Source organism: Rothia sp. CCM 9418 (assembly GCF_048512825.1).
GTDB lineage: Bacteria > Actinomycetota > Actinomycetes > Actinomycetales > Micrococcaceae > Rothia.
Genome location: NZ_JBLXXX010000003.1, coordinates 24,164 through 36,566, shown reverse-complemented (window position 1 = coordinate 36,566; position 12,403 = coordinate 24,164). Strand labels below are relative to the sequence as shown.

General features: G+C 46.4%; 10 protein-coding genes. 2 read left to right on the top strand and 8 right to left on the bottom strand.

The annotated features are described in order from the left end of the window. Positions 1-8 precede the first annotated feature (8 nt). The 3 genes from ACN083_RS04735 to leuS form a co-directional block, all read right to left on the bottom strand. Positions 9-749 carry a helix-hairpin-helix domain-containing protein gene (locus ACN083_RS04735; RefSeq protein WP_419101685.1) on the bottom strand — a complete coding sequence of 247 codons (741 nt, stop codon included), beginning with the start codon at positions 747-749 and terminating at the stop codon, positions 9-11. Between the two features lie 185 nt (positions 750-934). Then, positions 935-1,840: a DegV family protein gene (locus tag ACN083_RS04730; protein ID WP_419101684.1), complete on the bottom strand. Its 906-nt coding sequence runs from the start codon at positions 1,838-1,840 to the stop codon at positions 935-937. A gap of 77 nt (positions 1,841-1,917) precedes the next feature. Beyond that, on the bottom strand, positions 1,918-4,461 hold the full coding sequence (gene leuS, locus ACN083_RS04725) for a leucine--tRNA ligase (protein ID WP_419101936.1): 2,544 nt from the start codon (positions 4,459-4,461) through the stop codon (positions 1,918-1,920). Positions 4,462-4,628: 167 nt separating this feature from the next. Here leuS and ACN083_RS04720 point away from each other — a divergent pair, with 167 nt between their 5' ends. Both ACN083_RS04720 and ACN083_RS04715 read left to right on the top strand, forming a co-directional pair. Beyond that, complete coding sequence (locus tag ACN083_RS04720; protein ID WP_419101683.1) at positions 4,629-5,537, top strand: alpha/beta fold hydrolase; 909 nt, start codon at positions 4,629-4,631, stop codon at positions 5,535-5,537. Continuing rightward, the gene (locus tag ACN083_RS04715) at positions 5,534-6,637 is read left to right on the top strand and encodes a glycosyltransferase family 4 protein (RefSeq protein WP_419101682.1); all 1,104 of its coding nucleotides are present in this window, start codon (positions 5,534-5,536) and stop codon (positions 6,635-6,637) included. The genes ACN083_RS04720 and ACN083_RS04715 overlap by 4 nt, the downstream gene beginning before the upstream one ends. Before the next feature lie 3 nt (positions 6,638-6,640). Here the strand turns inward: ACN083_RS04715 and ACN083_RS04710 are convergent, their stop codons facing one another. The 5 genes from ACN083_RS04710 to gmk form a co-directional block, all read right to left on the bottom strand. Further along, complete coding sequence (locus ACN083_RS04710; RefSeq protein ID WP_419101681.1) at positions 6,641-8,731, bottom strand: primosomal protein N'; 2,091 nt, start codon at positions 8,729-8,731, stop codon at positions 6,641-6,643. Between the two features lie 14 nt (positions 8,732-8,745). Further along, positions 8,746-9,948: a methionine adenosyltransferase gene (metK, locus tag ACN083_RS04705; protein ID WP_419101680.1), complete on the bottom strand. Its 1,203-nt coding sequence runs from the start codon at positions 9,946-9,948 to the stop codon at positions 8,746-8,748. Positions 9,949-9,988: 40 nt separating this feature from the next. Beyond that, entirely contained in the window at positions 9,989-11,227 is a 1,239-nt protein-coding gene (gene coaBC / locus ACN083_RS04700) for a bifunctional phosphopantothenoylcysteine decarboxylase/phosphopantothenate--cysteine ligase CoaBC (protein ID WP_419101679.1), read from the bottom strand. Between the two features lie 31 nt (positions 11,228-11,258). Beyond that, on the bottom strand, positions 11,259-11,663 hold the full coding sequence (rpoZ, locus tag ACN083_RS04695; RefSeq protein ID WP_419101678.1) for a DNA-directed RNA polymerase subunit omega: 405 nt from the start codon (positions 11,661-11,663) through the stop codon (positions 11,259-11,261). A gap of 151 nt (positions 11,664-11,814) precedes the next feature. Next, positions 11,815-12,393 carry a guanylate kinase gene (gene gmk, locus ACN083_RS04690; RefSeq protein ID WP_419101677.1) on the bottom strand — a complete coding sequence of 193 codons (579 nt, stop codon included), beginning with the start codon at positions 12,391-12,393 and terminating at the stop codon, positions 11,815-11,817. Positions 12,394-12,403 lie beyond the last annotated feature (10 nt).

Sequence of the window (12,403 nt, the reverse complement as noted above, 5' to 3'; positions counted from 1 at the left end):
TATCATCACTAAACTCGTACCAAAGGCCGAAGACGTTCAAGAAGTGCCGGTCCGATACCTGAAACACTTTCTAATTCAGTAACATCACGAAAACCTCCATGAGCCTGCCGAAACTCAATAATTTTTTGTGCCGTGGCTGGACCAACTCGAGGAAGAGTCTCTAACTCCTCAGCAGAGGCTGTATTAATATTCACTAGAGACGATGAAATACCATCAACTTGACGATGAGACGTCGACGTCTCTGAGAACATATCGCTACTCTGCCCCTGAAAAAGAACACGTATCTGCTGCCCATCAGAGACTTTCGACGCCAAATTAATAGAATCTGAATTCGCGTCTTCTACCAACCCCTGAGCTGCTGAAATAGCATCAGCCACACGACTCTGGTCAGGAAGTTCATAGAGCCCCGGAGACTTCACCGCACCCACGACATGAACCCACACCGAGGAAACTGAAAGCGCAGAAGGACTACTTCCCGAAAGCTCTTCTACCGAAAAATCGGTTGGATGGGACGAAACTTCTTTTTCTGGAAACAATACCTCATCAGATGAGGACGAAAAGAACACCCAAGCACCAAGAACCGCCAAGACAATAGCTAAAACAACGACGATGCTCCAAGGAACTTTCCACCTTAAAACTTGCTGACCATAATGTTCGTGAGCGTCGATATCAGGCTCGCCCAGCTCCTCGTACAGGCTTATAGAACGTTCCCCACCATCAATATGACGGGCACGATAAAGCCGATGCATAGGGGCAGATTCTGACGAACATGAATCAACCTCAGCGTATGAGTTTCGAAACGACGAACCAGAAAAACTTTTCATAGAACTGAGTTTAAAAAATCACACATCAGACCGCTGACTTGATAGAAAAATGTGGATAACACTCCAGAAATATCTATCTATTCACAATATCTGGTGCACCAATATCGTCACTAATACACTACAACCGCCACAGCACCTAACCCCGCATGAGCAGCAAGAACCGTAGGCAACGGAACAAAAAAATCTGGATCAATATGATAAGAAGAAGCCCAACGCCGAGCTTCCAACTCCTGAGCACAATAATGAACGGCAACAATACTTCCTGTCGGAACAGGTGTAGCCACATGTTCAAGCTGATAGTTCTCCACCTTTTTACAAGCAGCACGTTCACACACGACCTCTGCTAAAAGAGCTTGCGCTCGCTCCAAAGAGCGAGGGCGATGAAGATACATCAACCTGCCCTCACGAATGCTCCCAACCGGACGAACCTGCAACATCTGTCCCACTCTCGCAAGCGCTGGATGAACTCTCCCACTACGGCGTAAAGCATCAAGAGTTGGAACATAGAAAAAGATATCCGTATTTTCAAGCATTTCCACTGCTACTTGAGATAGTTCAGAAGCACTAAAACCTTGAGAAACCATCGTGTGCAGATACGAGACAACATGGCCTAATGCCATGCCCACAGTTTGCGAGTCGATGACGTGCACAGGGATTGGGCTATGTGTAGCAGCCGTACACGCAAAAGAATACGCACTTGAAAGATGACGAGACAGATGCAAAGAGATAATAGCCTCATAACCTTGGTACGCAAAAGCCTCATAAACACGTCGAAAACGTTCTGGGGAGGGAGCTGAGGTATGCACTTTTTGCCCTAAAACATGAGCAAGAACTACGGCTTCTTGTTCCTGCACAGAATGTTTATCTGACGGTGCAAACCTCTCAGAAACTCGCTGATCATCAATAAAGACATCTAAGGGAACCATTGCAAAACCGCCATAGCCCATGAGATGACGAAGGGTACGTTCATCTAAAGCCGATGACGAATCTGTCACAATAGCAATACGACGGACCATACTCCTTGTGCCTCCCTAGAACTTAAAACGTATGTGGGTGTGAAAGTTATACTTTCACACCCACATAGGTCACTCTACTAAGCGGTAACGATATTGACGAGCTTAGGTGCTCGAACAATCACCTTAACAACCTGAGAATCACCGATAAGACGTTGAATCGTCTCCGAGTTCAAAGCCATCTGTTGTAGTTCTTCTTCACTAATTTGTGGAGAGACCTCAAAACGCTCTTTGACTTTACCCTTAATCTGGACGATAGCAGTCACCATCTCATCAGCAAGTAATGACTCATCGACCTGTGGCCAACCGGCAGTCAGTACGGGAGCATCATGACCTAAAATATGCCACATATCTTCTGCCGTATATGGTGCATACAAAGAAAGCAAAATAGCAATAGTTTCAGCTGCTTCACGAACTGCAGGATCAGCCGGACCTACGCCGGAGTCAATGACCTTACGGGTCGCGTTCACTAATTCCATGGTCTTTGCAACCATGACGTTGAATCTACCGCTCTCGATATTCTCGGTAGCATCACGAACCGTGCGGTGTACGAAGTACCGTAAATCTTTATCTCCGCTCTGATAATCAATACCAGGGTCTGAAGTAACATCCGCGGCAATACGCCATGCACGAGCCAAAAACTTCTGTGCACCACCGGGAGAGACATCCGCCCAGTCAATATCATCTTCTGGTGGAGAAGCAAAAATCATGGTTGTACGAACAGCATCGACACCGAATGTATCGAGCTGTTCACCAAGGTTTACACCATTGCCCAAAGACTTAGACATGGCTTTACCTTGGTTGAGAACCTGTCCCTGATTCATCAAAGAGGCAAAAGGCTCATCAAAATCAATCATGCCCAAATCGCGAATGACCTTGGTGAAGAAACGTGCATACAGTAGATGCAAAATTGCGTGCTCTACACCGCCGATATACATATCAACCGAGCCCCACTGCTGGACGTCTTCCTTATTAAAAGGTGCTTTATCTTCATCCGGTGAGAGGTAACGGAGGAAATACCACGAAGAATCCACAAAGGTGTCCATCGTATCAGAGTCACGTTTAGCGCTCTTGCCACATTGTGGGCAGTCTACAGTATTCCACTGCTCGGCTGCCGCTAGAGGAGACTGACCTTTAGGTGCAAGTTCATCACCCTTGAGGTCTTCTGGCAAACGAACAGGAAGCTGATCCTCTGGAACAAGAACTTCCCCACAGTCATCACAATGAATAATAGGAATAGGAGTGCCCCAGAAACGCTGACGAGATAGCAACCAGTCACGTAGACGGTAAATGACTTTACCCTCGCCCGTTCCAGCAGCCTCAATCATCTCGATAGCCTTCTTGATAGCTTCGGCCTTATCAAGCCCAGTAAGCTCGCCAGAATTGATAAGTTTTCCGTCGCCGGTGGTAGCGACACCTGAAGTAGCTGGGTCTTCTTCTCCCGTGTCCACCACCGTTACGATGGGAAGGTCAAAGGCCTTCGCAAATTCAAGGTCACGTTGATCATGAGCCGGAACAGCCATAATTGCGCCGGTTCCATAATCTGCAAGAACATAATCGGAAGCCCAAATAGGAAGTTTCTTTCCCGTCAACGGGTTAACTGCGTATCGTCCCGTGAAGATACCAGTCTTCTTGCGCTCTGTAGACTGACGATCAATATCAGAAAGAGCTTTAATCTGTTCACGGTATTCTTCTAGAGCTTCTTGCTGGTCTTCTGCAATGATTTCTAGAGCAAGCTCAGAATCTGCAGCAACGACGAAGAAGGTCGCACCGTATAGAGTATCTGGGCGAGTGCTGAAAACATTGATGGAGGTTTGATCTTTCCCTCCGCCTGCTTCAATATCAAAACGAATTTCTGCGCCTTCAGAGCGACCAATCCAGTTCTTCTGCATGGCCAAAACACGATCTGGCCAATGGCCTCTGATTTGTTCCATATCGTCCAGAAGCTCTTGAGCATAATCAGTAATCTTGAAATACCACTGATTCAGAGACTTCTTGGTGACCTCAGATTTACAACGTTCGCATGCGCCATCAATGACCTGCTCGTTTGCGAGAACAGTCTGGTCCTTAGGGCACCAATTCACCTGTGAGAACTTACGATAGGCAAGTCCTTTACGGTAAAACTGTTGGAAAAGCCATTGCGTCCAACGATAATATTCGGGGTCTGACGTGTGGATACGTCGGCTCCAATCCACCATAATACCGTAGCGTTTGAAAGACTCAGCCTGAGTTTCAATATTCTTATACGTCCACTCACGAGGGTGGGTATTGTTCTTGATAGCAGCGTTCTCTGCTGGCAGACCAAAAGAATCCCAACCAATAGGGTGAAAAACTTCAAAGCCCTGCTGTTTCCAATAGCGAGAAGTAACATCGCCAACAGCAAAAGCTTCTGCGTGACCCATATGAAGGTCGCCAGAAGGATAAGGGAACATATCGAGGACGTACCGTTTTTCTCGGTCTTCATCACCCGTTAGGTTAAAAATCTTAGTTTCTTCCCAATAGGGCTGCCATTTTTGCTCAATAGCGCGGAAGTCATACGACTTTTCCGTGTTTTTAGTAGCTTTCACCTCAGCTGACACAGCGATTTCCTTTGGTTGTTGAACGTCGGTACGATGAGCTTCAATGTGCTGTGTGTTATGCACATGCGACAAAACTTTAAATGCTCTTAGATTATCTTTAGTCTATCGTGAAAACACCTTATAGATGACCAGCCCACCAGTTATTGTTGCCATAGTCTTAAAGGTACAAGAATTTTTAAGAGCACACTGGACAGAAAGCGATGTAGTATCTCATGGGCGTCACCGAACAAAATATTTTTGAAGTTCCTCCCGCCTCCTACCCCCATGGGACACCTCAAAACCTCATGATTAATGGAATATCTACCTGGTACTGGGAATACGGAAATCCCAAAGGAGAGCCCTTACTTCTCATCCATGGTTTTAGAGGTGACCACCACGGATTAGAGCTCATCGGTTCGTCTTTATCTGAATACCGTGTCATCATCCCCGATTTACCAGGATTCGGAAAAACAGAAGCCTTCCCCTCTGACCAACACAACATTGATGCTTACGGACAATGGTTACATGCTCTGATGCTCTCTCTGAGCCATCAACAACGTTCTATTTATCTCATCGGGCACAGCTTCGGATCCATTATCTGTAGCTACACCGCATCTACATACCCACAACAGGTCAAAAAGCTATCTCTTATTAACCCGATTAGCCAATGCCCGCTTAAAAGTTCTGCTCAAGCGCTAACCTTAGCCGTTCAGGGGTACTACTGGTTAGGTTCCCGCCTTCCCTCATTCTTAGGGATGCCTTTACTCCGTTCAACAATCATCACCCGCATCATGAGCGAAATCATGATGAAAACAAAAACGCCACAACTACGATCTTTTATCAATACTCAGCATCACCTATATTTTGGTTCCTTTGCCAGCGCCCAAAGTGTCTATGAGGCCTATAAAATCTCAACACAGCACACTGCCGCAGAATATATTGGTCATGTACCTGTACCAGTACACATGATTGTTGCAGAAAAAGATGATTTGGGTACACTCGAAACACAACACCTCATGTACCAGAAGATACGTCAAGGAAAAATCGATATTATCCCTGAGGTCGGTCACCTAATTCATTACGAGACACCTCGATACGCTGCACAACTCATTCGGAGTTTTATCATGGAAGAGAACGCATGAGACTCATTATTGACGCCCGTTACACCCGATACGGTTTTCACGACGGCATCAGCCGCTATACTGCGTCGTTACTTGAAGCTCTCAAAAAACTTCACGATGAACAGCACCCTCTATGCGCTAACCTCGAGATCATCATGGCAATTAGCGATAGAAGACAGCTTAAAATGCTCCCTGATTTGGACTATATTCTCGTATCATCTCCGACAAGTATTCGCGAACCGTTTATTGCACGAACCTTAAACCGATACCATCCAGATGTAGTTTTTTCTCCCATGCAAACTATCGGGAGCTGGGGTAGAAAATTCAGTTTGATACTCACCCTGCACGACCTCATCTACTATGAGCACCCAACTCCCCCCAGTTTTTTGCCTCGTCCTATCCAATGGGGCTGGAAACTCTTTCACCGTTCTTATACGCCACAACGTTTGCTCCTCAACCGTGCCGACGCCGTAGTAACAGTTTCACAGACAAGTGCTCAACTAATTCGGCAGCACCAACTCACACAAAAACCATTACACATCATTCCTAATGCTGCCGCCACAGACAGCATCGTGAGCGAAGAACAAGCACAAGAACGTATCGCTCACCGCCAAAAGACTCTCCTCTATATGGGATCTTTTATGGAATATAAAAATGTTGAAACCCTCATGATAGCGATGAAAGACCTACCGGAGTATCGACTATTATTACTCTCCCGTATTAACGAACGCCGTCAGCAAGAACTACAAAAATATGCTGCTGACAACATCGAGTTTTGTCACGGAGTGAGCGATGAAGAATACCAGCGTCTCCTCGCTCAAAGCACCGCATTACTCACAGCATCCCGAGCCGAAGGATATGGGTTACCTGTCGTTGAAGCTCAAGCTCAAGGATGCCCCGTCGTCATCAGTGACATCGAAATATTCCATGAAATTGCCCCTCATGGGTTGCACTGTAACCCAGAAAAACCGCAAGAATTTGTTCAAGCTATTAGAGCTTTAGAAGATACTCAGTATTATCAGCAAGTAGTTCACGATGGACTCTGCGATGCACAACGTTTCTCCTGGGAAAAATCAGCACTAAAGCTACTTACGGTTTGCAACCAGCATCATAAGAGCTAACGGCTAGAAAATATCAAGGCCATCGCAACGAATCTGCACAGGCTCACACTGACGTATAGATTGCGAAGCACGTGACGTGCGCAGATGATGAGTCACTTCTGGTGCAATACTAAAGTTAAAGAAAAGAATAGTTCGATACTGATGTGATTCTTGATCTTCTTCCGCCCAATAAAGACTATGATCGTGCACCTCTAAGGGTCCGCGAACAATGACCTCTTCTGGCAAAGACAACGAGGAGACAAAAGACTCTACCGCCTGTTCACTGCCACTAATAGCTGCAGTACGAACCGCCGGAGGTAAAGAGAGCTCCTGTCGTTCTGAAAGCTCTCGAAGGGCAAAAGCTGGCGAATCCCAACGAACCAAAGACTCTAAAGCCCTCGATTGAGAAGCCGTACAAATAACGGTTCCGCCTTCAGCTGCAGAACGAACTAAAGCTGAAGCATTGAACCAAGAACGTAAAGCAATTTCTGGCGCACGCAGAGAATCCCGACGTAACATCGAATCTGCGTCAAGCAATAAAGCGGCACTATAACCGCCCTCTGCTACAGGTTCTGCCCCAGAAGTTGCAATCACCAGTGCGGCAGAAGAACCCACTGAAGTTCGGATGTGTTCTCCGCCTGAAGAAATAATGGGAACCCCCGGAAACGCTCTTCCTAATTCTTCTGCCGTACGTAAAACACCTTTAGCGTTGCTTCGCCATGTATGAGAACCACACTCAGAGCAACTCCATTGTTGAATAAGACGTCCGCACCACGTGCAATTTGGGATAGCACCAGAAGCAGTTACGGAGACGCTTCCATGACACTCAGGGCATCGAACTGGCATTCTGCAACGCTGACATGACAACGACGGGATATACCCAGAACGTGCGACTTGAACTAAGACTGGCCCCTTCTGTAACGCTGCGCGAGCTGTCTCAAAGGCAAGATGAGGAATACGAGCCTTAGCTGCTAAAGGATCACGTGCTAACTGGTAGTCGTCTCCTACTGGTACAACTCGTGGAGCATAAGCACGCACAATCTCACGGTGAGCACCCAAAAAACTAGCCCAACGTGTACGAACTAATCGAGCCGACTCACTGCTCAGACAATAGCTGGCAAAAAGAGCTGCACATTGTTCTTGAACAGCTCTTAACGTAAGAACATCACGCACATGACAATACGGAGCTCGCTGTTCTATATGGTTAGCATCACCATCGTCCCAGCACACAACTAACCCAAGACGATGAACAGGAGCATATGCTGCTGAACGTGTACCAATTACTAACGAGACTTCACCCGAGCGTACCTTAAGGAAAGAACGATAGCGCTCTGATGGCTTATCATGTGCCGTCAGACGAACAAAACTGTCTGCATCTACGTATTCTAAAAGCGCATCGCTCAGACGTTCTAAAGATTTCTTATCCGGAACAACAGCTAAGGCGCCTTGACCAGATGCAATAGTACTTACTAAAGCAACAGCAAGAATATCTTCCCACGCTGCTGAAGCAGTAGGAAGAGTATTCATAACGGCTCGGGCAGGTACAGCAGAGCTAACGTCTTCAAGGAATTCTAATCCCCCGTCATATGGTTCAAAAAGAGCAGTATTTAGCTCCTTTTTAAGGTGGATAGGGGGTGTCGTTCGATGAAAGAACTCTGGTGACTGGTTAAGAAATTTCTCTTCCACCCCAACCACTCGTGTTGGAATTGCTAAACGTAAAACATGAGGAAGAACATTTGCGTAACGGTCTGCAAGAGTATCAGCTAACTGAAAAATTTCTGGAGATACTAAAGAAACAGGCGAAATAACCTGATCAATGTACCGCATATTGCCATCATAATCAGTGCTATCTTGACGAGATTCGATATAACCCATCAAGTTTTGACCATTGAACTGAACTTTGACTTTCACTCCTGGTTGAGCAGTCTCAGCCAATGATTCAGGAACTAAATAATCAAAAGCTCGGTCAAGATGCGGGACGTCCGTTTCTAATATCACCCGAGCAACAGGGAATTGCTGGGCAAGAGGATTCTCTTGACCCGTCATATCGGTGATATTGAGGGTCCCTGCAAACAAATCTGTTTGCAGGGACCCTGCAGAAGAAACGTTCGTCATAGAACCTAGTATATTTAGAGATTCGCTGCGGCGCGTAATTCTTCTACGCGATTTGTTCTCTCCCACGTAAAAGTTTCTTCTTCACGGCCAAAATGACCATGAGCAGCTGTTTTTGCGTAAATGGGGCGACGAAGCTCCAAATCACGGATAATAGCTAGAGGTCGTAAATCAAAGACTTCACGAATGGCTTGTTCAATCACCACAGGATTTACTTTTTCTGTTCCAAAAGTCTCAACATATAGACCAACGGGAGAAGCCTTACCAATGGCGTAAGCAACCTGAACTTCTGCACGATCTGCAAGACCAGCAGCAACAACGTTCTTTGCAACCCAACGCATTGCATAAGCGGCAGAACGATCAACTTTTGAAGGGTCTTTCCCGGAGAATGCCCCTCCACCGTGGCGAGCAAACCCGCCATATGTGTCAACAATGATTTTTCGTCCGGTAAGTCCCGCGTCGCCAACTGGGCCGCCCTGAACGAACTGTCCGGCAGGGTTGATAATAATTTTGGCCTGAGAACTATCAAAATCTAAATCTTGCAGTACCGGAGAAATAACATGTTGACGAATGTCAGCTTCAAGTTCACCTAAATCATAGTCTTTGGTGTGTTGGGTTGAAACAACAACGGTATCTACCGAAACAGGGGTGTTGCCATCATAACCGAGTGTAACTTGAGTTTTTCCGTCTGGTCGTAACCGATCAAGAGTCCCGTTTTTACGTACAGCCGTAAGCTGTTCAGAAAGTCGGTGAGCAACCCAGATAGGAGCAGGCATGAGTACTTCAGTCTCATTTGAGGCATACCCAAACATGATGCCTTGATCCCCTGCACCTTGACGGTCTAGCTCATCTTCAGAACCGGTACGTGTTTCCAGAGAATGATAAACACCAGCATTGATATCAGGAGACTGTTCACCAATAGATACCGACACACCGCAGAACTCACCATCAAAACCGTGGGTAGAAGAGTTATATCCAATATCAAGGATGGTCTTACGCACGATAGAGGGAATATCGACGTACCCCGTGGTTGTGACCTCACCGGCAACATGCACTTGACCGGTGGTTACCATGGTTTCAACAGCCACGTTTGCGTGAGGGTCTTCGGTGAGAAGAGCATCAAGAATAGCGTCTGAAATCTGGTCACAAATTTTATCGGGGTGACCTTCAGTAACAGACTCGCTGGTAAATAAACGAAGATGAGAAGGATGAGAATTCACGTATTTACTCTACTTAGTTAGACGGGATAAAAGGGAAATATTAATTTTTATGCACATGTTGCGCTATATGGAGTAATAAGGCTTGAGCAACATCTTCTTTTGAGCCAGTGACCTCAACAGCGGTAGCTAAATCTTGTGAAAGTAGCGTCACTGAATTGGTGTCGGCACCAAAACCGAGTGTTTCTCCGACCTGATTAACTGCAAGATAATCGCAACCTTTTCGTTTCAGTTTTTCGCGGCCGAGCTCTAGCACAGTTTTTTCTTGGCTGCCGGTTTCAGCAGCAAAACCAACAATAATTTTTGGTGCTTTCGGATCAGATTGTTCTTTCCGCTGAACCATCTCACGTAGAATATCAGGGTTTCGAACAAGTTCTATCGTGGGAGCTTCTTGAGCGTCATCTGTTTTCTTGATTTTATATTCGGCATAATGTGCTGGACGGAAATCAGCAACTGCAGCAGCCATGATGAGAGCATAGGCGCCCTCACTATACTGATGAACAGCTTGTCGTAATTCTTCTGTTGTTGAAACGTCAACGTACTCTACGGTAGAGGGAACTGGCACTTGTAGATGGGCGCCGATAAGAGTAACTTTTGCACCCAAAGCATGAGCTACGTGGGCCAATGCTACGCCTTGTTTTCCAGAGGAACGGTTTCCTAAGAACCGTACAGGGTCTAAAGGCTCTCGAGTTCCGCCGGCTGTGATAACAATATGTTTTCCTTCAAAAGGGCGAGAACCGGTGTCGACTTGAGCGTTTTGTTTTAGGATGTTGAGAGCTTCCTCAAAGATATCCTCAGGTTCGGGCATTCTACCAATACCTGAGTCTTTTCCTGTGAGACGTCCAACTGCTGGCTCAATAACGTGGTAACCGTATTCTTGAAGTTTTCGAACATTGTGCACGGTTGCAGGATGTTCCCACATTTGAGTGTGCATTGCAGGGGCAAGAATCACTGGCGCGTGAGTAGTAAGCACCGTTGCGCTAAGAAGATCATCTGCTCGACCAGAAGCTAACCGTGAGAGAAGGTCGGCCGTAGCCGGGGCGATGATAATGCCGTCAGCTTCCTCTGCCTGCTTAACATGGTTTACTTCAGGTACTCGCTCAAAAACAGAAGTTGCCACAGGATTACCGCTGAGAGCTTCAAAGGTAGCCTTACCCACAAAGTTCAGAGCAGTTTCTGTGGGCATAGCGATAACCTCATGCCCAGCTTTTGAAAAGAGACGAAGGAGGGACGTGGCTTTATAAGCCGCGATTCCTCCTCCGATACCAATAACTATACGCATAGTGCGTTCTTCTCAGCAGAAACCGAAAGCCTTATTCGGAGTCTTCGGCGTCTACGTATTCTACGATAGGTGCTGCCTCAGAATATTCTTCAGTGTAAAAACCACCGGTCAAGAAAGCTGAGGGAGCCTCCTCAGGAATGAGATCGCCGTTTTCGTCAAACGTTCCTTCGCTGACATGGCGGGCTTCAATGAGACCTTCATTAATTTCACGCATCGCAACAGAAAGTGACTTTTCGTTTGGTTCGCTGTCTACGAGAGGACCAACATGATCGAAAAGATTTTCGTGCATCTGAGAGTAGTATGCGTTAATCTGGCGGGCACGACGAGCGCCAAAAATCACCAGACCATACTTAGACTCTGCTTTTTCAAGTAGCTCATCTGCGCTAGGGTTGATGATTCCTTCTTCATTGTGTGCGTTAGCCACGAATACTCCCATAAGATTGACAACCAGCAAGCTTCATCGAAACGAACTTGCCTAAGACAAAAAATAAGTATATCTAAAAGCCTGATAAAAAGCACTCTAGGATAAAAAATATTATGAGGGATGAGAATACTCGTACTGAATATTCTCATCCCTCATAGAAGTTTTATGCTGAGGTTTTCGTCAGACCCATAAGCTCAATGATTTCTTGAGCAGCTTGTTCAACAGTATCGTTAATCACTGTGTGATCAAACTCTGGTTCAGCAGCCAACTCAACTTTTGCCGTATCTAGACGTTGTTGCTGTTCCTCGGCAGATTCAGTGCCGCGGCTTACCAGGCGGCGAACGAGTTCTTCCCAGCTAGGTGGAGCGAGAAAAATCAGTCGAGCTTCTGGCATGCTATTACGTACCTGACGGGCGCCTTGTAAATCAATTTCTAGCAGGACGTTCTTCCCTGACTCAAGAGCGCGAGTAACCATATTCTTCATGGTTCCATAACGATATTTATTATGAACCTGCGCCCACTCAAGCATCTGGCGATTTTCTACCATTGAGTCGAATTCCTCATCGGATACGAAATAGTAGTGTATGCCTTCTTCCTCGCCAGGTCGAGGGTCTCGTGTGGTGGCTGAAACTGAGAACCATACATCTGGATAATTCTCACGAATATACTGCGAGACAGTGCCCTTACCTACTGCGGTAGGGCCCGCTAGAACAGTGAGTCGAGGTGTAGTGTTCTCAGTCATTGAAAACCGC